Origin of the sequence: Streptomyces sp. NBC_01217, from assembly GCF_035994185.1 — a bacterium.
In the GTDB taxonomy this organism is placed as follows: domain Bacteria; phylum Actinomycetota; class Actinomycetes; order Streptomycetales; family Streptomycetaceae; genus Streptomyces.
Genome location: NZ_CP108538.1, coordinates 1,464,999 through 1,491,323 on the forward strand (window position 1 = coordinate 1,464,999; position 26,325 = coordinate 1,491,323).

General features: G+C 69.2%; 25 protein-coding genes and 1 riboswitch. Of the genes, 8 read left to right on the plus strand and 17 right to left on the minus strand.

Annotation, left to right across the window (positions count from 1 at the left end; translation table 11 throughout):
* Positions 1–6 precede the first annotated feature (6 nt).
* On the plus strand, positions 7–702 hold the full coding sequence (locus OG507_RS06280; RefSeq protein WP_327366134.1) for a pyridoxamine 5'-phosphate oxidase family protein: 696 nt from the start codon (positions 7–9) through the stop codon (positions 700–702).
* Positions 703–777: 75 nt separating this feature from the next.
* Here OG507_RS06280 and OG507_RS06285 read toward each other — a convergent pair whose 3' ends face one another.
* The 3 genes from OG507_RS06285 to OG507_RS06295 form a co-directional block, all read right to left on the minus strand.
* The gene (locus OG507_RS06285; protein ID WP_327366135.1) at positions 778–1,737 is read right to left on the minus strand and encodes a DMT family transporter; all 960 of its coding nucleotides are present in this window, start codon (positions 1,735–1,737) and stop codon (positions 778–780) included.
* A 158-nt stretch (positions 1,738–1,895) separates the two neighbouring features.
* Positions 1,896–2,924 carry an EamA family transporter gene (locus tag OG507_RS06290; RefSeq protein ID WP_327366136.1) on the minus strand — a complete coding sequence of 343 codons (1,029 nt, stop codon included), beginning with the start codon at positions 2,922–2,924 and terminating at the stop codon, positions 1,896–1,898.
* 217 nt (positions 2,925–3,141) lie between these two features.
* A complete protein-coding gene (locus OG507_RS06295; protein WP_327366137.1) occupies positions 3,142–3,714 on the minus strand; it encodes a Clp protease N-terminal domain-containing protein in 573 nt (190 codons plus the stop codon).
* Between the two features lie 246 nt (positions 3,715–3,960).
* Between OG507_RS06295 and OG507_RS06300 the strand changes: the two genes are divergently transcribed.
* Both OG507_RS06300 and OG507_RS06305 read left to right on the plus strand, forming a co-directional pair.
* Positions 3,961–4,164 carry a hypothetical protein gene (locus OG507_RS06300; protein ID WP_327366139.1) on the plus strand — a complete coding sequence of 68 codons (204 nt, stop codon included), beginning with the start codon at positions 3,961–3,963 and terminating at the stop codon, positions 4,162–4,164.
* A gap of 78 nt (positions 4,165–4,242) precedes the next feature.
* Positions 4,243–4,674 carry a type II toxin-antitoxin system Rv0910 family toxin gene (locus tag OG507_RS06305; RefSeq protein ID WP_327366140.1) on the plus strand — a complete coding sequence of 144 codons (432 nt, stop codon included), beginning with the start codon at positions 4,243–4,245 and terminating at the stop codon, positions 4,672–4,674.
* Positions 4,675–4,744: 70 nt separating this feature from the next.
* Here OG507_RS06305 and OG507_RS06310 read toward each other — a convergent pair whose 3' ends face one another.
* On the minus strand, positions 4,745–5,368 hold the full coding sequence (locus OG507_RS06310; RefSeq protein ID WP_327366141.1) for a PadR family transcriptional regulator: 624 nt from the start codon (positions 5,366–5,368) through the stop codon (positions 4,745–4,747).
* Between the two features lie 462 nt (positions 5,369–5,830).
* On the opposite strand from OG507_RS06310, the gene OG507_RS06315 reads away from it, so the two are divergent.
* The gene (locus OG507_RS06315) at positions 5,831–6,652 is read left to right on the plus strand and encodes a PhzF family phenazine biosynthesis protein (RefSeq protein ID WP_327366142.1); all 822 of its coding nucleotides are present in this window, start codon (positions 5,831–5,833) and stop codon (positions 6,650–6,652) included.
* 126 nt (positions 6,653–6,778) lie between these two features.
* Here the strand turns inward: OG507_RS06315 and OG507_RS06320 are convergent, their stop codons facing one another.
* The gene (locus tag OG507_RS06320) at positions 6,779–7,558 is read right to left on the minus strand and encodes a CPBP family intramembrane glutamic endopeptidase (RefSeq protein WP_327366143.1); all 780 of its coding nucleotides are present in this window, start codon (positions 7,556–7,558) and stop codon (positions 6,779–6,781) included.
* A gap of 184 nt (positions 7,559–7,742) precedes the next feature.
* On the opposite strand from OG507_RS06320, the gene OG507_RS06325 reads away from it, so the two are divergent.
* The gene (locus tag OG507_RS06325) at positions 7,743–9,533 is read left to right on the plus strand and encodes a substrate-binding and VWA domain-containing protein (protein WP_327366144.1); all 1,791 of its coding nucleotides are present in this window, start codon (positions 7,743–7,745) and stop codon (positions 9,531–9,533) included.
* A gap of 51 nt (positions 9,534–9,584) precedes the next feature.
* On the opposite strand, the gene OG507_RS06330 is transcribed toward OG507_RS06325, so the two are convergent.
* On the minus strand, positions 9,585–11,090 hold the full coding sequence (locus OG507_RS06330; protein WP_327366145.1) for a glutamate-cysteine ligase family protein: 1,506 nt from the start codon (positions 11,088–11,090) through the stop codon (positions 9,585–9,587).
* 484 nt (positions 11,091–11,574) lie between these two features.
* Between OG507_RS06330 and OG507_RS06335 the strand changes: the two genes are divergently transcribed.
* Both OG507_RS06335 and OG507_RS06340 read left to right on the plus strand, forming a co-directional pair.
* Complete coding sequence (locus OG507_RS06335) at positions 11,575–12,168, plus strand: hypothetical protein (protein WP_327366146.1); 594 nt, start codon at positions 11,575–11,577, stop codon at positions 12,166–12,168.
* Between the two features lie 320 nt (positions 12,169–12,488).
* Entirely contained in the window at positions 12,489–12,695 is a 207-nt protein-coding gene (locus OG507_RS06340) for a DUF5999 family protein (protein ID WP_323185865.1), read from the plus strand.
* Between the two features lie 87 nt (positions 12,696–12,782).
* Here OG507_RS06340 and gcvP read toward each other — a convergent pair whose 3' ends face one another.
* A complete protein-coding gene (gene gcvP / locus OG507_RS06345) occupies positions 12,783–15,668 on the minus strand; it encodes an aminomethyl-transferring glycine dehydrogenase (RefSeq protein ID WP_327366147.1) in 2,886 nt (961 codons plus the stop codon).
* Between the two features lie 194 nt (positions 15,669–15,862).
* Positions 15,863–15,959: riboswitch (glycine riboswitch) on the minus strand.
* A 113-nt stretch (positions 15,960–16,072) separates the two neighbouring features.
* On the opposite strand from gcvP, the gene OG507_RS06350 reads away from it, so the two are divergent.
* Complete coding sequence (locus OG507_RS06350; RefSeq protein ID WP_327366148.1) at positions 16,073–16,441, plus strand: PRC-barrel domain-containing protein; 369 nt, start codon at positions 16,073–16,075, stop codon at positions 16,439–16,441.
* On the opposite strand, the gene OG507_RS06355 is transcribed toward OG507_RS06350, so the two are convergent.
* The 10 genes from OG507_RS06355 to OG507_RS06400 form a co-directional block, all read right to left on the minus strand.
* Positions 16,366–17,826, minus strand: a complete 1,461-nt coding sequence (locus tag OG507_RS06355) for a DNA polymerase IV (RefSeq protein ID WP_327366149.1) — start codon at positions 17,824–17,826, stop codon at positions 16,366–16,368. The two genes, OG507_RS06350 and OG507_RS06355, sit on opposite strands and share 76 nt — an antisense overlap.
* A gap of 56 nt (positions 17,827–17,882) precedes the next feature.
* A complete protein-coding gene (locus OG507_RS06360) occupies positions 17,883–18,500 on the minus strand; it encodes a MerR family transcriptional regulator (protein WP_327366150.1) in 618 nt (205 codons plus the stop codon).
* A 168-nt stretch (positions 18,501–18,668) separates the two neighbouring features.
* Positions 18,669–19,142, minus strand: a complete 474-nt coding sequence (locus OG507_RS06365) for a bifunctional nuclease family protein (protein WP_006123076.1) — start codon at positions 19,140–19,142, stop codon at positions 18,669–18,671.
* Positions 19,143–19,195: 53 nt separating this feature from the next.
* The gene (gene ftsR, locus OG507_RS06370) at positions 19,196–19,939 is read right to left on the minus strand and encodes a transcriptional regulator FtsR (protein ID WP_327366151.1); all 744 of its coding nucleotides are present in this window, start codon (positions 19,937–19,939) and stop codon (positions 19,196–19,198) included.
* A gap of 17 nt (positions 19,940–19,956) precedes the next feature.
* The gene (locus OG507_RS06375) at positions 19,957–20,745 is read right to left on the minus strand and encodes an FHA domain-containing protein (RefSeq protein WP_327366153.1); all 789 of its coding nucleotides are present in this window, start codon (positions 20,743–20,745) and stop codon (positions 19,957–19,959) included.
* A 190-nt stretch (positions 20,746–20,935) separates the two neighbouring features.
* Positions 20,936–21,724, minus strand: a complete 789-nt coding sequence (locus OG507_RS06380; protein ID WP_327366154.1) for a DUF881 domain-containing protein — start codon at positions 21,722–21,724, stop codon at positions 20,936–20,938.
* A gap of 5 nt (positions 21,725–21,729) precedes the next feature.
* Entirely contained in the window at positions 21,730–22,062 is a 333-nt protein-coding gene (locus OG507_RS06385) for a small basic family protein (protein WP_003970459.1), read from the minus strand.
* The gene (locus OG507_RS06390) at positions 22,059–22,982 is read right to left on the minus strand and encodes a DUF881 domain-containing protein (RefSeq protein WP_327366155.1); all 924 of its coding nucleotides are present in this window, start codon (positions 22,980–22,982) and stop codon (positions 22,059–22,061) included. Before OG507_RS06390 ends, OG507_RS06385 begins: the two co-directional genes overlap by 4 nt.
* Before the next feature lie 98 nt (positions 22,983–23,080).
* Positions 23,081–25,576, minus strand: a complete 2,496-nt coding sequence (locus tag OG507_RS06395; protein WP_327366157.1) for a mannose-1-phosphate guanyltransferase — start codon at positions 25,574–25,576, stop codon at positions 23,081–23,083.
* 113 nt (positions 25,577–25,689) lie between these two features.
* Entirely contained in the window at positions 25,690–26,298 is a 609-nt protein-coding gene (locus OG507_RS06400; RefSeq protein WP_327366158.1) for a CDP-alcohol phosphatidyltransferase family protein, read from the minus strand.
* Positions 26,299–26,325: the final 27 nt, after the last annotated feature.

Consider the following 26,325-nt stretch of genomic DNA (forward strand, 5'->3'; position numbering starts at 1 on the left):
TACGCAATGCCGGACACCGCACCGCAGCAGACCACGGGCCCGGACGCCACGACCGGATACCGGCCGACCGAGCGCACTGTCCCGACCCGCTCCCGCGAGCGCGCGGCATACGACCGGGAACTGGTCCATTCGATACTGGACGAGGCATACATCTGCCATCTCGGCTTCGTCCGTGACGGTGCACCGGTCGTCCTGCCGACGCTCTTCGCCCGGGTCGGCGAGCGGCTCTACGTGCACGGCTCGACCGGCTCCCGTCCGCTGCGCGAGACCGGCCGGACCGACCCCGGCCTGCCCGTCTGCCTGACGGTGACGCATGTCGACGGGCTGGTGCTGGCCCGCTCCGCCTTCCACCACTCCATCAACTACCGCTCCGTGGTGGTCCACGGCATCGCGCGCACGGTCACCGACCCGCAGGAGCGGCGGACCGCGCTGGACGCGATCGTCGACCACGTGGTGCCGGGCCGGTCCGCGGACTCGCGGCCCGCGGACGAGAAGGAACTGGCCGCGACGGCGGTCATCCGCCTCGACCTCCAGGAGGTCTCCGCCAAGATCCGCACCGGCGGCCCCAACGACGACCCCCGCGACCTCGGACTGCCCCACTGGGCGGGTGTCGTCCCGCTCGCCCGCGGTTATGCGACACCTCTCCCCTCGGACGACCTCGATCCCGCGATCGGGGTACCGGACTACATCACCGCGCTCTGAGCCGGCCCGGAGGATGGACGGACCTGCCGTCGGGAACGCCGGCCCGTCCACCCCCGTGGTCGTCCGCCCCGGCGGTCAGGCCGGTACGGCTGCCCGGCGGCGGGCGTGCGCGGCGCTGCGCGCCTCGGCGAACGCCGGCCCCGCCACGGCCGCGAGCAGCAGCAACGTCCCGACGACCGTGGTCGCGGTGAGCTGTTCACGGAACACCACCACGGCGATGACCGCCGCGCTGACCGGTTCGAGCAGCATGATCACGGACACCGTCGCGGCCCGCACCACCGCGGCGCCCGCGAAGTAGAGCGCGTAAGCGAGCGCGGTCGGTACCGCGGCCACGTACACCAGCAGCACCGCGACCTGTCCGGCCTGAGCGGTGTGCGGTACGAGGCCTTCCGCGGCGGCCATCGGGAGCAGTCCGACGGCTCCGATTCCGAAGGCCCAGGCGCTGGTGGCGAGCGAGTCGCCGGCGCCGCCGTCGCGGCCGAGCCACCGGGTCAGCAGAGTGATCGCGGCATAGCCGGCCGCGGAGAGGAGCGCCAGGGCGATTCCGGCGGGCCGCACCGTGGCGTCGCCACCGCCGAGCACCAGTACGGCGAGCCCGGCCAACGCGCCCACCACCGCGGCGAGTCCGCCGCGCCCCAGCCGCTCCCCCATCGTCAGCCGTGCGCCGACCGCGATGAGCACGGGACCCGCTCCGAGGGTGACGACGGTCCCGACCGCGAGGCCGGTCGCCTCGACGGCCGCGAAGTACGCGCTCTGGAAGACGGTGAGACCCACGCCGGTCCCCAGGATGCGCAGCAGCCGACGGCGGCGCGGTTCGGCGGGTGCGGCGGGTGCGCGTCGGGGCCGGAGCGCCAGCGCGGCGAGCAGCAGCACGAGACCGCCCAGGCAGCGCCAGAACGACAGAGCGAGCGGACCCAGATCGCTGACCTCGAAGATCAGCGAAGCTGCGGCCCCGGCAGTGCCCCAGGCCACACCGGCGACGATCAGATAGAAGAGGCTCCGCCCGACGGGCAGGCCGGAAGCAGGATTCGACACGTGACTTCTCCAGATGAAGACAGGACGGTGGTCGCTCGGCTCCGCACACGGGCAGCGACGAACCGCTCGGGGACTGCCCGAGCCCGGTCTTCGTCAGGAGTGGCCGCCCGCGCTAGGCAGCGGGCGGCGGAAGCACGGTCGAATGCATGATCGTCACATTATGTCGTGGCCCGGTCGGCGGACAACTCCTCCTCGGCGGCGCCACGGCGTCCGTCCGATCCCGCGGCCTGCCCCTCGCCCGGCCCCGATGCGACGGGGCCGGAGGACGTCTTCGGTGTCGCCGACTGGGCGATGAAGGCACCGATCAGCACCATGGAACCGCCGATGAGCTGCGGTGCCGACAGGTGCTCGCCGAGCATCACCCAGGCGAGCACGGTGGCGATCACCGCTTCGAGACAGGCGACGACGCCCGCCACCGCGGGTGAGAGCAGCCGTACCGAGACCACCCCGGTGACGTAGGCGATCACCGTCGACATCAGCACGATCCAGCCGAGCAGGAGCCATGCGGGAACATCCGTGCCATCCATGCCCGCGCTGCCGCCCAGCACCGACCAGTCCATGCCCCAGGGCCGGGCGATCACGGTGAGGACGACCGTACCGATCAGCAGCCCGTACGCGATGACGCCGATCGGGTGCGGCGGTTCGGCACCTTCCGCACGGTCCCCGCTGCCCTGGTCCGACAGGACGAAGTAACCGACCTGGCAGCAGGCGGCGCCGAGCGCGAGCAGCAGCCCGACCACGTCGAAGCTCAGCCCGGACCAGATCTCGACCACGCAGGTGAGTCCCCCGACGGCGAGCACCACACCGACCGCGGCACCCCGGGTGACCGGTCGGCGCTGGACGAAACGGACCCAGCCGAGAACGAGCGCGGGAGCCAGATACTCGACGAGGAGGGCGACACCGACGGGGATACGGGAGAGCGCGGCGAAGTAGAAGGCCTGCACACCGGCCACGGCGAGCAGCCCGAACCCCAGCAGCAGGACGGGCCGGCTGCGCACCAGATCCCGGTGCCGCCAGGCGACGGGCAGCATGACGAGCGCGGCGCCCGCCACCCGCAGCCACACCACATGGAGCGGGTCGAGTCCCGCCTCTATCAGCGGCTTGGCCGCCACCCCTGAACCACCGAATGCGAACGCCGAGGCCAGGGCAAGTCCCAGGCTCGCGCTTCTCCCCTGAGACGCGTACATCGGCACATCATGACAGCTGCCGTCAGGAGCGTCACCCCGGTGACCCCTGACGCACTCTCACTCGGACGCCCGGCTCCACGGAGGGCCGCGCATGCCGCCCACGACCTGGAGGAGAAAGCCGGATGGCGACAACGGGAATCACACCCCGATCACGCGGGCTTCCCCCGTACCGGCGGCCGATGCGGACGCGCCGAGCCGGCACCCACACATCAGTCCGTCAGTCCCCTGTCCCCCGCCCCCCCTGGCCGGGCGGCGCCCCCAGGATCCGGGCTGCGAGCTGCGCCGCGTCGATACCGGCCCGCTCTAGCACCTCGACGGCCCGGCACTCGTGGTCGCAGGCCAGTGCAGCGAGCAGGTCGAGCCCTCCGGCGCGCACGTCGCCGCGCAGCTCCGCCCGCTCGCGGGCGTCGGCCATCGCCGAGGCGGCCGCGGGCGACCAGCCCTCCGCCCCGGTGTCCCGCACCACTGAATCCACGTCCCCGACGACCGGCACAGCGCCGGAGTCCTCCACCGCGCCCTGCCAGCGCAGCCCGTATCCGATACTGCGCTGGACGAGATAGCCGAGCACCTTGGCCAGTTGGGGTCCGCCCTCGAAGGCCGCCCGTACCTCGGGGTCCGATTCGATGAGGGAGTGCAGCAGATGCGCGGTGTCGATCTGCCGGTCACCGTCGCGCAGTGCGCGCCTGCGGGCACCCGTCACCACGGCGGCCAGCTCCACAGTGAGTCTGGCGTCGAACTCAGCACGGTTCGGTGCGGGCTGCTGAGGAATCCGCGGCGTCCGGTTTTGCACACCTCTTACCCCATCAGTCCCACAGCGCCGGAGCATCCCCGGAGGGGCCCATTCAGGCATCCCACGCAAGGTGGGTACACCAGAGCGGTTTCTCCTCCTTACGGATGAGATCTCGCCTTTCCGGGATCCGATCCGGAAAGACGGCGCGCGCCGCCTTGCACTGCGCTCCCCCGGCAACCGGGAGCCGCCCTCGTACGTCACACAGGCCACACCATCCAATCACCGGCCGGAAAGGGGTCAGCGGACGTGTCCTGGTTGGTCGCCCTGCCGGCGCTCGACGGGCGGGAGTACGTGTACCGGATCCACGCACCGGCGGACGCCCTGCTCGCCGACCTCTTCTGGGCCGCGTTCCACTGCCATGAGGACGGCCCGCACCCGCGCGCCTCCGACCGGTTCGATGCCGCACTGATCTGGCAGGCGGGAGCGGAGGAGCGGGTCAATCTGATCTGACGGTTCATCAGTATTGAATGTTCGCGTCACTGCGGCTACGTTCCGCGACACCGTAACCCGCCGAGAAGGGGTGGTCGCATGGCCGAAGTCAGTGCAGAGGCGCGCATCGAAGCACCGGCCGAGAAGGTCTGGGCCCAGCTGACGGACTTCACCGCGTACGGCCGGTGGAACGCCACCCACACCGGTTTCCCCAAGGGCGGCCCGGCGACACTCGAACTCGCGGCCACCTACGAGGAGAACATGAAGCTCATGGACTTCCCCGCCGAAGTGACCTGGACGGTGGCGGAGCTGGAGACCGCGCGCCTGCTGGCCACCACGGGCAAGGGGCCCATGGGCGTCAACCTGGTCATGCGCTATTCACTGACGCCCGACGGGGATGCGACCACGGTACGGATCGACGGGGAGTTCACCGGCGCCGCGGTCTCCCTCATGGCCGGCAAGCTCAAGGACTCGGCGACCGCCGCGCTCGTCGAGTCACTGCGCAAGCTCGGTGGGCTCGTCGCCGCCTGACGGCCCAGCGGGGCGACGGGAAAGGGCCTCGCGGCTCGGCCGCGAGGCCCTCGACACCTCACCGGCGGGTTCAGTGCTCGTCGGCGAGAATCAGATAGAGCTTCTTACGGGCGTCGTTGATGACCGTGAGCGCCTTCTGACGCTGATCGGCCGAGCCGGTCTTCCAGACCTGACCGAACGCCTCCATCAGCCCGAAGCCGGCCTGCCGGATCTCGTTGACGCTCTCCCAGTCGACCCCGCGCCCGGCTTCCTCCCAGGGCGCGTCGGGGCCCGATTCCGCCTCGGTGCGACCGCTGTCGGTGAGCGTGAACAGCTTCTTGCCGCCCTCGCTCGCACTGACGATCAGGCCCTCGTCCTCCAGCAGCTGGAGGGTCGGGTAGACCGATCCCGGACTGGGTCGCCAGGCCCCGCCGCTGCGCTCGCCGATCTCCTGGATCATCTCGTACCCGTGCATCGGCCGGTCCTTGAGCAACGCCAGGATCGAGGCACGCACGTCCCCGCGCCGCGCCCTTCCCCGGCCACCGCCCCGACCGCGTCCGCCCGCGAAGGGACCACCCCTGAACGGCGGACCGAACGGCGGACCGAACGGCCCGAAGGCCGCCCTCCGCCCCTCGAACTCACCCTGACCTTGATGACCGGGCCCGCAGTGCCCATGTCCATGCCCGTGCTCATGGTCGTGTCCATGTGAACGCATCGCTACGCTCCTTCCATCGTTGATCTGTCGCGATGCGTCAACGATATATCGGAACCGATCGCTTGACAAACATCGAGGTCCGGGGCACCCCTGCCCTGTCACACCGGAGCCTGACGAACCGCGGTTCGCGTCATCGAAGATCGAGTACGCAGGCCAGGGCGCGGGCGGTGTGCGCGCTGAACGGCGGCCCCGGATTCCCGGGCGCCCGGCGTTGCGGCAGATGCGTCACGTGGACATTCGATCCAGCACCTGCTTCTCGACCGCACGGACGACCGGGTCGAGTACGCCGTCCTCAACTCCCGTCACCGCACCGACGCCCTCGTGCGCCAGGTTCATGCACACATCGTGCTCAGCCACTACGAACAGCCCGGCGCCCCGTCCCCGTCACCGGCCGGGTCTTCCGGTCCAGCAACACGGAATTGGCCTTGGCCCGCCCCATTCCGCCGCGCGTACGGTCGTGTCATGAGGATCCGAATCGTCGATACGTTCACCGATCGCCCCTTCACAGGCAACCCGGCGGGAGTCCTGCTGCTGGACTCCGACGCCTTCGCCGACGACGAGCAGCTCCAGCGGATCGCCATGGAGCTGAACCTCTCCGAGACCGCTTTCGCCCACCCGCTGCCGCCGGGCGGTGACGCGGACTGGGCGTTGCGCTGGTTCACCCCGACCACCGAGGTCGACATGTGCGGGCACGCCACCCTCGCGACCGCGCACGTCCTGCACACCACCGGGACAGTGAGCGGCACGGTGCGCTTCGCAGCGCGGTGCGGCATCCTCGCCGCGACCGCCCACCCCGACGGCACGATCACGCTCGACTTCCCCACGGCCCCGCTGACACCGAAGACCGCTCCGGCCGGACTGGCCGTCGCCCTGGGCGCGGAGCCACTCTCCGTCCACGACACCGGCCCGCACATCGGTGACCTGGTCGTCGAACTGGCCGACGAGGCGACCGTACGAGGACTCACCCCGGATCTCGCCTCAGTGGCCCGGCTCTCCCGGCGGGGCATCATCGCCACAGCCGTCGCCGAGGGCCCCACCCGCGGCTACGACTTCGTCTCCCGAGGCTTCTTCCCGCGCGTCGGGATCGACGAGGACCCGGTGACCGGCAGCGCCCACACCGCGCTGGCCCCCTTCTGGTCGGCGCGCCTCGGCCGTGACGAACTGACCGGACTACAGGCCTCCGCCCGCTCCGGCCTGGTCCGCACCTCACTGCGCGGCGACCGCACCCTGCTGACCGGCGACGCCGTGACGGTCATCGACGGCGAACTGCTCACAGCGCTCTGAGCCTCCCGACGACCCTGCAAAGGGCGTACGGGCCGTTCCCGTACGCCCTCCGCACGGAGCACCACCAGCGGATCACCCCGCGCCCGCACCGAACCCCGCCCACCCATGCCCCACCGCGCCACCCGCTCATGGCGTGGGCAGCCACCCCACCTTCCCCGCCAGCAGGGCGTATCCGACGAACGCCCCGATGTCGAGCAGCGCATGCGCCGCGACCAGCGGGCCGACCCGCCCCCAGCGCCGGTACAGCAGCACGAAGACGACACCCATCACCATGTTGCCGATGAAGCCGCCGATCCCCTGATACAGGTGGTACGACCCACGCAGCACCGAACTCGCCGCCAGTGCGGCCATCGGCGTCCACCCCAACTGCCCGAGTCTGCGGAGCAGATAGCCGACGACGATCACCTCCTCCACCACCGAGTTCTGCAGCGCGGACAGGATCAGGACCGGGAACTTCCACCACACATCCGGCAGCGACTCCGGAACCACGGTCAGATTGAAACCGGCGGCCCGCGCCACCAGATAGAAGGCGAGCCCGGCACTCCCGATCCCCGCCGCGACCATCGCGCCGCGCCCCAGGTCCGGCCATGGCCTGGTCCGGTCGAATCCAATGGCGCGAAGACCGGAACCCTCCCTCAGCAACAGATGCGCGACGAGGGCGACGGGCACCAGAGCCGTCGCGATTCCGAAGAGCTGCCAGGCGAGATCCAGCCATGGGCGCCCTGGTGCGTACGAGCCGTTCAGCGTCGCGGCCTGTTCCTTCAGGCCCCCTGGTTTCGTCAGTGACCCGACAAAACTGATCAGGGCAGACACCCCGCTGGCGCCCAACGAGAGAGCCAGTACCAGCACCGTTTCGGACCGCAAGATCCGTCGCGGCACGGCCTCTTGGGGGAAAGATTCAGCCACGTGCCCCGCCTCCACCTGTACACCTGCCTTGAGTTGTGCATTCCCACCCCATCCCCTTCCCCGTCCCGCCAGGGTCTCGAATGCAGGTACGAAGATCATGCGCGACAGTCCGGGGGACAGCCACCATGGGCGATGGTGTGGTCCCCCCTTTCCTTGTTCATCCTCAAGGAGGGGCATCACCGTCATGGGACGTCACAGCTTGCCCGACGACTACGCGACCGATGGAAGCGGGTACGGTCCGCCGCCGCGTCGTCGGCGCACCGTCGCGATCACGACCGTGCTCGTCCTCGCGGTGGCGGCAGGAGCGGCAGTCGCAGTGCAGGGCGGCCTGCTGTCCTTCTCGGATTCCTGCGAGGACTCCGCCGTACGGCTCTCCATGGTGGCCTCACCGGACATCGCCCCCGCCGTCCGTGCCGTCGCCGACAAGACCCGCAAGGACGGCGTGAGATCCGACGGTCACTGTCTGTACGTACGCGTGGTCTCCCGCGACTCCTACAAGGTCGCCGATGCCCTCTCCTCCGGCACCCATACCCAGGACTACCAGCTCTGGCTGCCCGACTCCGACCTCTGGCTCGACCGGGCCAAGGGCTCCGGTGACGGCATCCCGATCACCCCGGGCGATTCCGTCGCCTCCTCCCCCGTCACCCTGGCCATGGTGCCCTCATCGGCCAAGAGCCTCGGCTGGCCGAAGAAGAAGTACTCCTGGGCCGGGTTGACGGCCGCGGCCATGGACTCCGACAAGGTACGTCTCGGCGCGGCCGACCCGGCGCGCAGCGCCACCGGGCTCCTCGCGCTCTCCAGCATCGGCGCGTCCTCCGAGAAACAGGGCGGCGACAGCGACACCAGAGTCGCGGCGACCGCCAAGCTGCTCGCGCAGCGCATGTCGGACAGTGACACCCAGGTCCTCGAAACACTGGCACAGGGCGATTCGGGCGCCGAGCAGGGCAATCCGCAGCGCAATCAGGCCGTGCTCCTCTCCGAGCAGGCCGCGTTCGCCCACAACGCGGAGTCGACCGGCGGTGGAAGGCTCGATCTCTTCTACCCCGAGGACGGCACCCCGCTGCTCAACTATCCCTACACACTGGTGGACGAGACCAGGATGAGCACTTCCGAGGGCCGGGCGGCGCTGCGGTTCATGACACTGCTGAACGAGCCGGGCGCGCGGGCCATCCTGAAAAGGCACGGATTCAGAAACGTCGACGGGACGGCCGGGGAGCCGCTCGTCGCATCGGCGGGCGGCAGGAAGCCCCAGCCGTACGCCGCCGCGGCCGCCGCGGAGCCGTCCGCCGAGGCGCTCCAGCAGACGCTCGGCATGTGGACGATCACCGTACAGAGCGCGCGGCCGACGACAGTCGTCGATGCCTCGGGTTCGATGGCCACCGTCGTGCCGGGCCGCAATCAGTCCAGGATGGATGTCACCAAGGCGTCCCTGGTCCAGGCCCTCAATCAGTTCACGCCGAACGACGAGATCGGGCTCTGGGAGTTCGCCACCACGCCCGACGGCGACAAGGACTACCGCAGGCTGGTGCCGACAGGCCGGCTCGGCGACCCGGCGAAGGGCGGCGGCACCCACCGCGAGAGGCTCGCCTCGGCCTTCTCCGCGCTTCAACCGGTGCCGAACGGCGCGACCGGTCTGTACGACACCACTCTGGCGGCGTACAAGGACGCCCAGGCGACGTATGTGAAGGGCAAGTTCAACGCTGTGGTGATCCTCACCGACGGTTCGAACCAGGACACCCGCTCCATCTCCCGCAGCGCCCTGATCGCAGAGCTGAAGCGGATCGCCGCCCCGGAGCGTCCGGTGCCGCTCCTCGCCATCGCGGTCGGCCCGGAGGCCGACCGCGAAGAGGTGAACGAGATCGCGAAGGTGACCGGCGGCGGGGGCTACCAGGTCACCGACCCGGCCGAGATCCAGGCGGTGATCCCGCAGGCCGTCATGACGGCCGGGCAGAGCAACCACGCCACCCAGGAATAGCACCCCTCCCGGCCGGGAGGGGCAGCGGACACCGGCCCAGCCGGGGTGGGGTCAGGGCGTGGGGACACCCGTCGGCCAGCTGTGCACGGGTTCGCCGCTGTGCATCAGTTCGGCGTACCTCCGGGTGGTGGCGGCGAGTGCCGCATGGCGTTCGAGTCCGGCCTCCCGTGCCCGGTGGTAGGTGTCCACCTGCCAGGACGCCCCGTTCACCCGCCGTTTGCAGCGCTCCTCGATGACGCCGAGGTAGTGGTCGCGGTCCGCGGGCTCGATGTTCCAGGCGTCGAGCCCCGCGGCGGCCAGCGGCAGCAGTTCGTCCCGTACGAGCTTGACGGCCGGCACCCTGGTCAGCCCGCCCGACCGGCCGGGACGCGGCCAGATCAGCTCCGCGTCGATGCCGTGGCGGCAGGCGGTGTCGAAGTTCTCGGCCGCTGCGGCGAACGGGAGCCTGGTCCACACCGGGCGGGACTCCTCGGCGAGCGCCCGCACGAGCCCGTAGTAGAGCGCGGCATTGGCGATCACATCGGTGACGGTGGGGCCGGCGGGCAGGACCCGGTTCTCGACCCGCAGATGGGGTACGCCGTCGGCCAGCCCGTACACGGGCCGGTTCCAGCGGTAGACCGTGCCGTTGTGGAGTACGAGTTCCTGCAGCCGGGGCACCCCGCCCCCATCGAGCACCCTGAGCGGCTCCTCCTCGTCGCAGACCGGCAGCAGAGGGGGGAAGTAGCGCAGATTCTCCTCGAAGAGCTCGTACGCCGAATCGATCCACCGCTCGCCGAACCAGGTCCTGGGCCGCACCCCCTGGTTCTGGAGTTCGGGCGGTCTGGTGTCCGTGGCCTGCTGGAAGAGCGGCGGCCGCGACTCCCTCCACAGCTCCCTGCCGAACAGGAAGGGGGAATTGGCGCCCAGGGCGATCTGCACCCCGGCGACGGCCTGCGCCGCGTTCCATACGGCCGCGAAGCGCCCCGGCGTCACCTGGAGATGCAGCTGAACAGAGGTGCACGCGGCCTCGGGAGTGATCGAGGAAGAGGTGGAGACCAATCGCTCCACTCCTTGGATATCGAGGCAGAAATCCTCGCCCCGCGCGGCCACCATTTGATCGTTCAGCAGTGTGTAGCGGTCTGCTGACGAGAGGTTCGCCGCGACAAGATCATTACGTCCCAGGGTGGGAAGAATTCCGATCATCATGATCCCGGCATCGACCTCGCCCGCCTTCCGATGGGCATATCCGAGACCGGCCCTCAGCTCTTCGGCCAGCTGATCGAAAACGCGTCCGACCAGGTGGTGCGGGACTATGTTCACCTCCAAATTGAACATCCCGAGTTCGGTCTGGAAATCACGGCTCGCGATGCGCGGGAGCACCTCCCCATTCATCATCTTCGGCATGCCGTCGGCGCCTGCCAGATTCAGCTCGATCTCCATGCCCATGAGGTTGCGGGGGCGGTCGAACCTCCGTTCCTTCAGGAGCCTCTCCAGCCCCTCCAGGCACTGGTGGAGCTTCCTCCGGTACCTCTGACGATCGGACAGATCAAAGGCGCCCGCCACGACCTTCTCCCCCATCGAAGCGTCCCTCCCTCGAGTGGGCGGCCCGCGGCCCAGGCCGCTCGCGTCACGATCGATAATGCCCAGGCCTGATGATCCATAACGCCCCCGCGAACGCCGCGCACCCAGTAATCTGAGGGCGGCCGCCCGGGGCACATTCACTCGGCATGGTGCGGTGCACAGTTTCCCCCGCCCGTCGCGTGGTGAAAACGCCGACGCGTTTCGGCCGACCGCGTCCAGGGAAAAATCCCTGGCGGTGGCTGCGCCGCTCACGACGAATCAGCAGAATCTCCGCATAATAAAGTCCTGATACCGCCTTGTCGGCAATACCTGCGACGGCTAGTGGAATCACTGCGTGAACACGTGTCGTATAAACTTCGCGGACGAGGCAGAGAGTTGACGCACCGGCCCAGTCACCGGCCTCCTCTGGCCCCGCACGCCGACAGCGCCGTCTGCACCCGCCCACGCATCAACGTGTCTCCCAAGTGAGAGGCGACCCACTATGCCGCTGCATGTTCCCCCGGCTCCCGCGCCCGCTCTGCGCAGCGTTCTCGCAGCCCTCGGTTCACCCACCGCAGTCCGCGAGGCCCGCACCCCGGCTCTCCGATCGGCCCAGGGACCACTGAGCCCCGAACTTCCGCTCCCCGTCCATGTACTGGACCGGATCGGTCCGAGCGGGCTCGCGCCCGCCACCCGGCTCGCCGCGTGGCGGTTCGTGATCCGCAGCTCGGAGCAGGCTGTCGCCGCGGCGGACACCATGCTCACTCCGGACGGCTGGGCCTTCTCGCACTTCTTCGAGGGCCCGTACATCGCCTCGACCGAACTCGCCCTGCGCCAGGCCGAGACGGTGACCCCGCACTACCAGCCACGGCTCCTGTCCATCCCGGAGCTCTACATGCTGGCGCTTTGGCTGCACGGCGACACCGAGGCCGACGCGTCCGGCGGGGCGCTCGCCCCCGCCGATCTTCTGGTGCCGCTGGCTCCCGCGCCGCCGGGCATCGCGGCGCACCGCCCGCACCGGGTCGCCGACCTGCTCCGCGTGATGACGCTGCGCATCACCCCCGGCCCCGGCCCCCTGCTCGGTTCACCGGCCTGACAGCGGTCCCGCTCCATAACACCGATCCGTTGCCCCGCCACCCTCTCCGGTGGTGGGGCACAGTACTGCGGGGCACACATCCGGTCCATCCGGACTAGCCCGGTCCGGCCACTCCGAACCACCCGAAGTGACAGTGCAGTTGCGGTGAACCGTCCGGCCGGGTGACGCGTCCTGGGAGTAAGGAGAAGTGCTGCTGCGAAATCCCTGCGGATTGACGCCCGTGGGGCAACACTGGGACCGGACCGATCGATACGGGGGCGGCCATGAACACCTCGTCAAGCCGCAGGACATCCACTACAACGCAGCGAAAGAACCCATCCATGTGCCAGCACCAGCCACCCTGCCCGACCGCCGACTCAGCCGACCGTGAGGCCGCCCGCCTGATGGCGCACCACCCGGAGCAGGGCTGGAGCCTGCTGTGCAACGGCGTCCTGCTCTTCGAGGACACCGGTGAGCTGCTCCCGGACGGGCAGATCATCGCCCCGCACCGGCCCCTGGGGACCGACCGGGTGATGAAGGCCGCCTGACCGCGGCCGGTACGAACGGGGGCCGGCCCGGAGAAGTCTCCGTACCGGCCCCGACGCATGTCCGCGTCACACGCTGCCGCTCATGCCTCAGTTGACGTACTCGTCCAGCGGCGGGCAGGAGCAGACGAGGTTGCGGTCGCCGAAGGCACCGTCGATCCGGCGCACCGGCGGCCAGTACTTGTCGGCGGCCGAGACTCCGGCGGGGAAGACCGCCGCCTCACGGCTGTAGCCGTGGTCCCACTCCCCGCCCAGCATCGCCGCCGTGTGCGGAGCGTTGCGCAGCGGGTTGTCGTCCGCGCTCCACTCACCGGAGGCCACCCTCTCGACCTCGCCGCGAATGGCGATCATCGTGTCGCAGAAGCGGTCGAGCTCTGCGAGGTTCTCGCTCTCGGTCGGCTCGATCATCAGCGTCCCCGCAACCGGGAACGACATGGTCGGCGCGTGGAAGCCGTAGTCGATCAGGCGCTTGGCGATGTCGTCGACGCTGACGCCGGTGGCCTTGGAGATCGGCCGCAGGTCCACGATGCACTCATGCGCGACGAGCCCGGCCGGGCCGTTGTACAGGATCGGGAAGTGCGGTTCGAGGCGCTTGGCGATGTAGTTGGCGGCGAGTACGGCGACCTGCGTCGCACGCTTCAGGCCCTCGCCACCCATCAGGCGTACGTACGCCCAGGAGATGGGGAGGATGCCGGCCGAGCCCCACGGAGCGGCCGAGATCGGTCCGACGCCGGTCTCGGGACCGGCCGCGGGCTGCAGCGGGTGGTTCGGCAGGTACGGCGCGAGGTGGGCGCGCACGCCGACCGGGCCGACGCCGGGGCCGCCTCCGCCGTGCGGGATGCAGAAGGTCTTGTGCAGATTGAGGTGCGAGACGTCGCCGCCGAACCGGCCCGGCCTGGCGAGGCCGACCAGTGCGTTGAGGTTGGCGCCGTCGACGTACACCTGACCACCGGCGTCGTGCACCTCGGCGCAGATGTCGGCGACATGCTCCTCGAACACACCGTGCGTCGACGGGTAGGTGATCATGAGCACCGCGAGCTCGTCGCGATGCTTCTCGATCTTGGCGCGGAGGTCCTCGATGTCGACCTCGCCGTCGTCGGCGGTCTTCACCACGACGACCTTCATGCCGGCCATCACGGCGCTGGCGGCGTTGGTGCCGTGCGCGGAGGACGGGATGAGGCAGATGGTCCGCTGCTCGTCGCCGTTGGCCCGGTGGTACGCCCGCACGGCCAGGAGACCGGCGAACTCACCCTGCGAACCGGCGTTCGGCTGGAGCGAGACCGAGTCGTACCCGGTGACCTCGGCGAGGCGCTCCTCCAGCTCACGGATGAGAGTGAGGAAGCCCTGCGCCTGGTCGGCCGGGGCGAACGGGTGCAGCTCGCCGAACTCGGGCCAGGTGATCGACTCCATCTCGGTGGTCGCGTTCAGCTTCATGGTGCAGGAGCCGAGCGGGATCATGCCGCGGTCCAGGGCGTAGTCCCGGTCGGCGAGCTTGCGCAGGTAGCGCAGCATCGCGGTCTCGGAGCGGTGCTGGTGGAAGACCGGGTGGGTGAGGAACTCGTCGGTGCGCAGCAGGGACTCGGGCAGCGCGTCGGCAGCCGCGGCGTCCAGCGCCTCGATGTCCCCGTCGGCGCCGAAGGCGGCCCAGACGGCGGCGATCTGCGTACGCGTGGTGGTCTCGTCGCAGGCGAGGGAGACCAGGTCGGCGTCGACGAGCCGCAGATTGACACCGCGCTCCCGGGCGCCGGCCACGACATCGGCGGCCTTCCCCGGTACGCGCGCGGTGAGGGTGTCGAAGTAGGCGCCGGTCACGACGTCGACACCGGAGGCGCGCAGCCCCTCGGCCAGGATCGTCGCGTAACGGTGGGTGCGCCGGGCGATCGTGCGCAGCCCGTCCGGGCCGTGGTAGACCGCGTACATCCCGGCCATGACGGCGAGCAGCACCTGGGCGGTACAGATGTTGCTGGTGGCCTTCTCGCGGCGGATGTGCTGCTCGCGGGTCTGGAGGGCGAGGCGGTACGCCTTGTTGCCGTCCGCGTCGACGGAGACGCCGACGAGGCGGCCCGGCAGGCTGCGGGCGAACTTCTCACGTACGGCCATGAAGCCGGCGTGCGGTCCGCCGAAGCCCATCGGCACACCGAAACGCTGCGTGGTGCCCACGGCGATGTCCGCGCCCAGGTCGCCGGGCGATGTGAGCAGGGTCAGGGCCAGCAGATCGGCGGCGACCGTGACGATCGCACCGAGCTCGTGGGCCTGCTCGATCACGGGCTCGATGTTCCGTACCGCCCCGGACGCGCCCGGGTACTGAACCAGGACACCGAAGACACCGCGCTCGGCGAGCTCCGCCGGGATGCCGTCGGAGAGATCGGCGACGACGACCTCGACGCCGGTCGGCTCGGCACGGGTCTCTATGACGGCGATCGTCTGCGGCAGGGCGTCGGCGTCGACCAGGAAGACACCGTCCTTGACCTTGCCGACGCGCCGCGAGAGCGCCATGGCCTCGGCCGCCGCGGTGCCCTCGTCGAGCAGGGAGGCGCCGGAGGTGGGCAGCCCGGTCAGCTCGGCGACCATCGTCTGGAAGTTGAGGAGCGCCTCGAGGCGGCCCTGAGAGATCTCCGGCTGGTACGGCGTGTAGGCCGTGTACCAGGCGGGGTTCTCCATGACGTTGCGGAGGATCACCGGCGGGGTGAAGGTGCCGTAGTAGCCGAGCCCGATCATCGGGGCCAGCACCTGGTTGCGGTCGGCCAGAGCACGCAGCTCGGCGAGGACCTCGGCCTCGGTGCGGGCGGCCGGCAGCTGGAGTGCCTCCGCGCTCTTGATGACATCGGGCACCGCGGCCGCGGTGAGCTCGTCCAGCGAGCCGTAGCCGACCTGGGCGAGCATCTTCGACTGCGCCTCGGCATCGGGGCCGATGTGGCGCTGCTCGAACGGAATGCCCTGCTCCAGCTGGGAGAGCGGAGTGCGACGGGGGGTCATGGTGGAGGCCTCCTGGTCTGTCACGACCTGCGAGGGGCACCACGGCGCGGGTGCCCGAACGGCCTCCCCCTCTGTCATCTCAACCTGAGAGCTTCACCGGCGCGCCCTGCGGCGTACCGGCTTTCACCGTCGGTGAGGGAGGGAACCGTACCGGCACTCGGCCACACGGAACCCGCCCTGCTTTCCAGAGTGACCTCGTCCGTGCGGTACGGGGGCCTGAGAGATTCCGGGGAGGATTTGCTCCTTCGGCGCCTCCGGATTCGCTCCGGAGGACTCTCCCGCACGGGGTCAGCAGCCATGACCAGCCTACCAGCGGGGTCCGCGGCGGAATTCTCGAGTGGCCATCCACCCGGATCTGCACTTCTGTAGTGCTAGTGGAGTAGCCGCGACCAGTGGGAGGGACCGTGCAGACCGACATCGATCCGCGCAGCCTGATCGGCCGCAAGGCCTTCGACCGCAAGGGCACCAAGATCGGAACCGTGGACGAGGTGTACCTCGACGACGCGACCGGTGTGCCCGAGTGGGCGGCCGTACGCACCGGACTCTTCAGCCGGGACGCGTTCGTCCCGCTGGAACCCAGTGAATTCGTGGAGGATTCGCTCCGTGTCCCCTTCGACCGTGCGCTGATCAGGGACGCGCCCGACTTCGGCGTCGGCCGCCATCTCTCACCGGAACAGGAGCTCCAGCTCTACCGGCACTACGGTCTGGACTCCCCGCCCGATGAGACCGGTCCGGACCGGGACTTCGGCAGACTGGCCGGCCAGGACGAGTAGTCCGCCGGGTTGCGCACCAGCGGCAGCGGATCCGTCGGCTGCAGCTCCGGATCGTCGATCCGGAACGTACGCACCCGGCCGGGCGCCGACTCGGGTTCCTCGAACCGCACCGTCACACGGCCGACGCCGCTGCCCTGCACCCAGCCGTGGCCGTGGACGTCATGGTGTACGTCGTGTCCGGCGGGCCAGCGCCGTGCGGCAAGCTGCTCAGCAGTCTCGTGGACCTCCTCCGGCGCCCCGCCCGGCGGCTTGTCCCCGTCGTCCCCCGCCCCGGTCCCCTCCTCGGCCGCTTCCTCGGCCGCGGCCCGCTCACCGGCGGCCTGCGCGAAGAGATCCTCCTGTGTGAAGTCGGCAAGCCCCGTGACACCCACGCCCAGGAGCCGTACGCCTCCAGTGGTGTCCACTGCCTCCAGGAGCCGTGCGGCGGCCTCCCGGACCACAGCGGGGTCGTCCGTGGGCCCACGCAGTGTCTCGGATCTTGTGAGCGTGGAGAAGTCGTACCTCCGCACCTTCAGCACCACTGTCCGCCCGGACCTCCCCGCGCCCCGCAGCCGCTGGACGCAACGGTCGGCCAGCCGTTCCACCTCCGTCCTGACCCGCACCCGGTCGTGCAGGTCCGCGTCGAAGGTGTCCTCGACCGACACCGATTTCGCGTCCCGCTCCGCGACCACGGGCCGGTCGTCGTACCCGGACGCCATGCGGTGGAGCGAGCCGCCGTGCGCCTTGCCCAGCAGGCGTACGAGCTCCGCCTCACCCGCCTCGGCCAGGTCATCGACCGTTGTCATCCCTGCGCGGCGCAGATGGTCCGCCGTCGCCGGGCCGACGCCGGGGAGGATCCGTACCGACATGGGTGCGAGCAGCTCCCGCTCCGTGCCCGGCTCGATGAGCAGCAGCCCGTTCGGCTTCGCCTGCTCCGAAGCGATCTTGGCCAGCATCTTGGAACCGGCGAGCCCGACCGAGCCGGTGAGCCCGGTGACCGCCTCTATCGCCGTACGCAGCTGCGCACCGATCTCCAGAGCGGAAGCGGTGTCATCGGCCGTCCCACCGGCTTCGAGGTCCACGAACGCCTCGTCCAGGCTGAGCGGCTCCACCAGCGGGGAGAGCCGCCCCAGCAGCTCCATCACCTGGTCGCTGACCGTCCGGTACAGATGGAAGCGGGGCACCAGATAGGCGGCATTCGGCGCCAGCCGCCGAGCCTGCGCCATGGGCATCGCCGAGTGCACCCCAAAGCGCCTCGCCTCGTACGAAGCGGTGGCGACGACTCCACGCGGCCCCAGCCCGCCCACCACGACCGGTTTGCCGCGCAGGCTGGGCTTCGCCGCCTGCTCCGCAGAGGCGTAGAAGGCATCCATGTCCAGATGCAGGATGGTGGGCGAGGCTCTCACATCATCGATGCTGCCCTACGGCACTGACAATCGCCGCGCCCGACGCCTGGGACGGATCAGCCGGCGCGGTTGCGCCGCCGTGCGAGCTCATCGGTGGGGTTGTTCCCGATCAGTGTCTCGCCGGTGTCCACCCGCTCGCCGTGCAGCTGTGAGAGCGCGGCGTCGACGTCCTGCCACACCACTCCCACGGCGATGCCGAAGACCCCCTGGCCGCCCTGGAGCAGATCGACGACCTGGTCGGGCGAGGAGCACTCGTAGACCGTGGCACCGTCGCTCATCAGCGTCATCCGCTCAAGATCCTGGAATCCACGGGCCCGCAGGTGCTGGACCGTGGTGCGGATGTTCTGCAGGGCGACGCCCGTGTCCAGGAAGCGCTTCACGATCTTCAGCAAAACGACGTCCCGGAAGCTGTAGAGCCGCTGTGTGCCCGATCCGTACGCCGGACGCACGCTCGGCTCGACCAGCCCTGTGCGTGCCCAGTAGTCGAGCTGCCGATAGGTGATCCCCGCAGCCGCGCACGCCGTCGGCCCGCGATAGCCGATGTCGTTGGCCAATGCCATGCCGCCCCCCGCCACCGCCGCCGGTTCAACCGGTTGCCTGATGGTGTGGCCGGCTGTACTCCCCTGCTGCGCATACGGCCCACCCGCTGCCGTACCGTCGCCGCTGCTTCTCACGCCGACCTCCGTCCTTGACCTGCCATCTCGAAGGTAGGCAGTCACTTGGGGTGCGTCAACGATCGCCACACTCGGCACGCCGAGTGATAATCACCCTGAGGGTGGTTTCCCGTGTCTTGCGAGCGGGAAGGGCTTCTCGGATGCGCTGACTGCGACCCCGCAGAACGGTTACTGACTGTTGGTGCCGAAGTCCTCCGGTGAGATCTGGTCGAGGAACTCGCGGAACTTCTCCACCTCGTCCTCCTGCTCGTCCGGGATGGCGATACCGGCGTCGTCGAGCACCCCGTCACTGCCGTAGATCGGCGTTCCGGTGCGCAGCGCGAGCGCTATGGCGTCGGACGGCCGCGCGCTCACCTCGACGCCACTGGCGAAGACCAGCTCCGCGTAGAAGACCCCTTCCCGCAGGTCCGTGATGCGGACCTCGGTGAGCTCCTGGCCGACGGCCTCGAGCACATCCTTGAAGAGATCATGGGTCAGCGGCCTGGCCGGAGCCATGCCCTGCTGGGCGAAGGCGATCGCGGTCGCCTCACCAGGACCGATCCAAATGGGGAGGTACCGGTCGCCTCCCACTTCACGCAGGAGCACGATCGGTTGGTTGGAGGGCATTTCCACCCGGACACCCACAACGTCGAGCTCGTTCACACAGCAACCCTAGGACGTGCTCGGCAGGTTTGGGTAGTCGGGCACCGACGTGATCAGTGGAGCCGGACCCGCAGAGCGGTCTGGACCAAGGCCGAATGAAGCCGTACGGACAGCTCTGCGAGCTCCCTCGCGGTCGCCTCCGCATGTGCCCTGGTCTGCGGATTCCGGTGCCGCCGCAAGGGCGCGACCACCTGCTCGATGAGCCCCGCCTCGCGGTCCGCGGCCGCCCGGATGGCGCGCAGGTGACGCGGTTCCAGACCGAATCGACCCAGATCCGCCACAAGCTTGGCCACCGTGACCATTTCGGCGTCGTAGCCGCCCTCGGCGGTCGGAACGACCAAGCCGTACGACTCCCACTCATCCAGGTCACTCTCGGTGACCTCGGCGGCCGCGAGGAGCTCGGCGCGGCCGATGCGGGCCGCGGTCGCCCGCCCCGGGTCCGCGTCCCAGCCGCCGTCGGTCAGTTCCCGCGGGCCGCCCCCGGACGGCAGGGCGGACTGCTCACCGCGGGCGAGGGCATCCAGATGCTCCCGGATGACCTTCAGGGGGAGGTAGTGGTCCCGCTGCATGCGCAGCACCTGCGCCAGGCGCTCCACATCGGCCTGACGGAACTTGCGATAGCCGGAGGGGGTCCGCTGCGGCTCGACTAGCCCTTCGGCCTCCAGGAAGCGGATCTTGGAGATCGTGACTTCGGGAAACTCGTCGCGCAGTCGCAGGAGCACCGTGCCGATGCTCATCGGGCGGTCGTCGGCGGTGGCGGTGCCGTGACCGGCACCGCCCGTCGGTGTTCTCAGCATGGACCTTCCCTGACGGGTCAGATGCCCCGCTGGCTCGCGTAGAAGACCAGCCGGTACTTGCCGATCTGCACTTCGTCGCCGTTGGACAGGGCGACGGAATCGATGCGCTCACGGTTGACGTAGGTGCCGTTCAGGCTGCCCACGTCCTCGACCGTGAAGCTGCCGTCGGGGCTCCGGCGGAACTCCACATGACGGCGCGAGACCGTCACGTCGTCGAGGAAGATGTCGCTCTGCGGGTGGCGGCCGGCCGTGGTCAGCTCGCTGTCCAGCAGGAAGCGACTGCCGGAGTTCGGACCACGTCGCACCACCAGGAGCGCCGAGCCGAGCGGAAGAGCGTCGACTGCGGCCTGCGCCTCGGGCGAGAGGGACGGCACGGGCGCCTGCCCGGTGGCCTCCGCCTCGTACGCCTCAAGACCGGAGATGGAGATGGTCGAGGTCGTCTCCGAGGCACGCTCGGGGATTCCACCCCTCAGCGGCGCACCGCAGTTGGAACAGAAACGACTGGCCTCGGCGTTGCGATGCCCGCACCTCGTACAGACCGGCATGGACGAACCCTCCTGCCTCGGGGCGAACCCTCCACCCGTACTTGAGGTTGACGGTTCCGAGAAACCTATGCGGCCGGCACCGGCAGGGTCAACAGACGACGCGCCGGAAGCGCCCGAATTGTCACTGCCCGCACCGGACACCTGATCGCGGAAGAGCGGGCGCTCCGAGCCCTGCTCCTCCGCCTGGCCGCGGCGCGGTGCGCGATGGCGGGCGGCCTCGTCGCGAGCGCTCTTGCTGAACAACTTCCCAAACAACTTCACGGGCGATTCCCCTTGACCGAAATAGACCCGCCCGTGGGGCAGGACGAACCCTGAACGAACACACCTGCCGATCCGGACATCCTCACAACGTCCGTATCCACTCGACAGTTTCCACCACGCACCACCATTACGATGCGGCGACCCCCCGCAACCTCCGGCCCGTGTCCTTCGACCCCTCCGTGCCGCGGCCTCACGAGGACGACGACCGAGCGTAGTCAGGCCGCTTCGCCGGTCGCAAGACGTCGACGACGATGTCGTCGGCCTGCTCCACATGCACGGTGGCCTGCTCCTTCTCCAGCGTCTGGACCACACCGCCGGGGATGTTCAGCGCCGGCTCCAGATCCTGGGGCTTGCCGATCACCTTGAACACGTACGGCGCGGTGATCTTACGGCCGTCAACCCTGACATTGCCGCCGTCGCCGGAGAAGTACGTATTGGCCACCACTCTCACTCCGTTGACCTCGATGGCCTCGGCACCCGCCGCACGCAGTTCCTGGAGCGCGTCGAGCAGCATGTCCGCCTTGATCCCGTCTCCGGGGTCATTGATGGTGAGTGTGATCCCTGGCCCGTGAGCCGCCACGGTGCCCGCGAGAATACCGAGTTGTCTCTCCTTCTCCACCGTCTGCTTACGTGCCTCTTCAGCCTGGTCGGAGCTGTTCTCCAGCTCCGTGCGCTGAGCGTCGAGGCGCTGCTTCTCGTCCTCCAGACGCTGGGTCCGGTCGTCCAGCTCGTCGAGAATGCGGACCAGGTCCTCCTGGCGGGCGCCCCGCAGCGCGCTGTTGTCACTGTTCGAGCGCACCTGAATGGCCAGCCCGAGACCGAGGACGAACAGCAGTACCGCGACGATGAGTTGGGCCCGCGTCACCCGCGGCGGCCAGAGTCCGGCGATCAGCCGCTGACGCCCGGTGAGTTCCTTGGCGGCATCGGCCGGCTGCTCGCCGTCGCGCCCCTTGTCGCTGGGAAGTTCTTCGTTGCTCATCGGCCTCAGGCCCGGAAGACGTGCCGACGGATGGCCGCGGCGTTGGAGAAGATCCGGATCCCGAGCACAACCACCACGCCGGTGGAGAGCTGCGCTCCGACGCCCAGCTTGTCGCCCAGGAACACGATCAGTGCGGCAACCACGACGTTCGACAGGAACGACACGACGAACACCTTGTCGACGAAGATCCCGTCGAGCATGGCCCGCAGACCTCCGAAGACTGCGTCGAGGGCAGCCACGACGGCGATCGGAAGATAGGGCTCGACCACCGCCGGCACCTCGGGTCGGACCAACAGTCCGACCACGACTCCCACGACGAGGCCCAGTACGGCGATCACGATGTGCCCTTCCCTGTGTCTGCCGCACCACTGCCGGTGTCTGCGGCCTTATAAGGCTCTGCTGTTCGTACTATCAGGCTCGGTGCGACCGGGAGGCTCACCTTCTCCTGGGCGGAGATGCTCGTCCGGATGTCGAAGGTGTCCTTGAGCGCCTGGAGATACTGGCCGTCAGCGCTGTCCTGGAATGCGCTGCTGAGCTGCTTCCCGTCCCCCACCGCCAGCACCGTGTACGGCGGCACGAGCGGTCTGTTGTCGACCAGTATGGCGTCGCCGGCGGCACGGATCGCCGACAGGGCTGTCAGACGCTGCCCGTTGATCGCGATCGCTTCCGCACCGGACTGCCAGAGGCCGTTGACGACCCGTTGCAGATCCCGGTCGCGGACGCGTCCGGTGTCGGAGAACCCGCTGGTCTCCCTCGGCCCGCCACCGCCCTGGTCGGTGCCCTTGGCGTCGTCGACGACGAGTTTCACGCCGGGCCCCTCCACCGGCGTCGCCCCGGCGAGCAGCGCCACCAGCTCTCCCTGGTCCCCGCCGTGCTTCTCCAGCGCCTTGCGCTGGCGCCTGCCCACGTCGTCCCGAAGCTTGTCGACCTGCGACTCAAGGGTGTCGGCCGCCGCCGTCTCCCCGTCGATGCGGTCGATCAGCTCCTCGCGCTCCTTGGCGAGGACCGGAGCGGCAACGCGTGCCTGCGCGGCCCCGAGCGTGACGACGAGGGCCGCGAGCACCAGACAAGCGGCGAGGCCGAGTTTCGACTTGAGCGTGCGGGGCATACCCGCACTCCCGTCGGCCTCGCGACGTGCCGACGCCTCGGCATATCCGTCGTCCAGGCTGTGGTCCATCACATTGGTCAGCAGCGACATGGACGCGTCGGGGCGCGCAGGGCGTGGGGCGGTACTCCGTTCGGGGGGCTGCTGCGACATGCCGCACATCGTCGCACGTCGCCACTGCTACCGCCGAATGGCCCCACCGGTGTGCCCGAAGGCGCCTCCGCACGGCGCCGGGCACACCGGTGGAACCCTCAGTTACCTGCGCTCTCCACGACCGCCGCCCATTCGTCCAGCAGCGCCTGCGCGGAGGCGTCGTCCGGACCCTCGGCCCACAAATGGGTGACCGCCTCGGCCGGGTCGGGAAGCACCATCACCCAGCGCCCGTCGGCCTCGACGACCCGCACACCGTCCGTCGTATCGACACTGCGGTCCCCCGCGGCCTCCACGACCCGGCGCATGACCAAGCCCTTGACCGCCCAGGGTGTGGCCAGATCCCGGCGCAGGACATGGGCGCGGGGAATGCGGGCATCGATCTGGCTGAGGGTGAGCTGGGTCCTCGCGACGAGCCCGATGAGTCGCACGAAGGCAGCCGATCCGTCGAAGACGCTGCTGAATTCGGGAACGATGAAGCCGCCACGGCCGTCCCCACCGAAGATGGTGCCTTCCTCACGTCCCACGCGCGTCAGATCGTCGGGCGATGTCGTCGTCCATTCGACCTGTGTGCCGTGGTACGCCGCGACCTGCTCGGCGACCCGCGTCGTGGTCACCGGCAGCGCCACCCGCCCGCTGCGGCGCTCGGCCGCCACAAGGTCGAGCATCACCAGGAGCGCCCGGTCGTCCTCCACGATCCTGCCCCGCTCGTCGACCAGGGAGAGCCGCTCACCGACCGGGTCGAACCGCACGCCGAACGCCGCCCGCGCAGAGGAGACGATCTCGCCCAGCCGCACCAGTCCGGAGCGCCGGGTATCGGCGGATTCGGTGGGCCTTGATTCGTCGAGTCCGGGGTTGATGGTCAACGCGTCCACGCCGAGCCGTCCCAGCAGGCTGGGCAGGACGAGCCCGGCACTGCCGTTGGAAGCGTCGACGACAACCTTGAGACCCGCGTCGGCGATCCCCGCGGTGTCCACGTTCCGCAGCAGCGATCCGGTGTACGAGTCGAAGACGCTGGACGGGAAGTGCAGATCCCCGATCTCCCCGGGGAAGGCACGGCGGTATTCCTGACGTGCGTAGACCCGGTCGAGCTTCCGCTGCCGCGCCTGGGAGAGGTCCGCGCCCCGCTCGTCGAAGAACATGATGTCGACCGAGTCGGGCACACCGGGAGACGTACGGATCATGATGCCGCCGGCGCTGCCCCGCGCGGTCTGCTGCCGCGCGACGGGCAGCGGTACGTTCTCCAGGTCCCGGACATCGATGGCGCTGGCCTGGAGCGCCGAGATCACCGCTCGCTTCAGTGCACGGGCGCCGCGGGAGTGGTCACGGGCGGTGGTGACCGTCGACCCCTTCTTGAGCGTCGTGGCGTATGCCCCGGCAAGCCGGACCGCCAGCTCCGGCGTGATCTCCACGTTCAGGATCCCGGACACACCGCGGGCCCCGAAGAGATGGGCCTGCCCGCGGGACTCCCAGATCACCGAGGTATTGACGAAGGCACCGGCCTCGATCGTCTTGAACGGGTAGACACGGACATTGCCCTGAATGATCGATTCCTCACCGACCAGGCACTCGTCCCCGATGACCGCGCCGTCCTCGATGCGGGCGGCCCGCATGACGTCGGTGTTCTTACCGATCACGCATCCGCGCAGATTGCTCTGCTGGCCGATGTAGACGTTGTCGTGAACCACGGCCCTGTGCAGAAATGCGCCGCTCTTGACGACGACGTTCGACCCGATGACCGTGTGCTCGCGAATCTCCGCTCCGGCTTCGACCTTTGCGTAGTCCCCGATGTAGAGGGGGCCCCTCAGTACCGCGTCGGGATGTACTTCCGCGCCTTCCGCGACCCATACACCCGGCGAGATCTCGAAGCCGTCGATCTCGACGTCTACCTTGCGCTCAAGGACGTCCGCCTGGGCCTTCACATAGCTCTCGTGGGTACCGACGTCCTCCCAGTAGCCCTCGGCGACATAGCCGTAGATGGGCTTGCCCTCCTTCATGAGCTGCGGGAAGACATCACCGGACCAGTCGACCGAGGCGTCGGCCTCGACATAGTCGAACACCTCGGGCTCCATGACGTAGATGCCCGTGTTTACGGTGTCCGAGAAGACCTGCCCCCAGGTGGGCTTCTCCAGGAAACGCTCGACCTGGCCCGCCTCGTCCACGATGGTGATACCGAATTCCAGCGGATTCGGCACACGGGTCAGGCACACCGTCACCAGCCCGCCCTTTTCCTTGTGGAAGGCGATGAGGTCGGTGAGATCGAAGTCGGTGAGCGCGTCACCGGAAATGACAAGGAAGGTGTCGTCCTTCAGTGCTTCCTCGGCGTTCTTCACGCTCCCCGCGGTGCCGAGCGGTTTCTCCTCATTGGCATAACTGAGCTCCATCCCGAGCTCTTCGCCGTCCCCGAAGTAGTTCTTGACCAGCGAGGCTAGAAACTGGACCGTTACGACGGTCTCATTGAGTCCGTGCCGCTTGAGCAGCCGAAGCACATGCTCCATGATCGGACGATTGGCGACGGGCAGGAGCGGCTTGGGCATGCTTGAGGTCATGGGGCGAAGTCGAGTACCTTCGCCGCCAGCCATCACGACGGCCTTCATGTCGGAAACGTCCTCCTTGCAGAGACGACGGTCTAGCCGACTTCGCCCGTCGGGGCACCATCCGGGGCATCAGCGGCGGGCCGGCTGCACTGCGCGGCACCGCATCAACGAGCTCAATCGGCTGCTACATCCGCCTTGACGAGCCGGCGGACCTGAACCACGTAGAGGATCCCTGCCCACCAATAGAGCGTTGTACCCCAACCTGCGAACGCCCATCCGAAAACAGCGGCCAGAGATGCAAGCCAACCACTTCCGTCGCTGAGCAGCAACAAGGGGAACGCGTACATCAAGTTGAACGTGGCAGCCTTCCCGAGAAAGTTCACCTGGGGCGGCGGATAGCCGTGGCGGCGAAGGATTCCCACCATCACGAGAAGCATCAGCTCGCGGGCGAGCAGCGCTGCGGTGAGCCACAGCGGCAGGATCTCCCGCCAGGTCAGGCCGACGAGGGTCGAAAGGATGTAAAGGCGGTCCGCGGCAGGGTCCAGGAGTCGCCCGAGGCTACTGATCTGGTTCCACCGGCGCGCGAGCTTACCGTCGAGGTAGTCGCTGATCCCGCTGAGCATCAGCACCAGCAGCGCCCAGCCATCGCTCTTGGGCCCGCCGAACTCGGGGCGAAGAATCAGCCACAGGAAGAGCGGTACCCCCACAAGGCGAGCCATGCTGAGGATGTTGGGGATGGTGAGGACCCGGTCCGTCTGAACCCGAGTCTCCTGGACCTCCACCCGGGGGCCTCCTGTGTGAAGAACGTG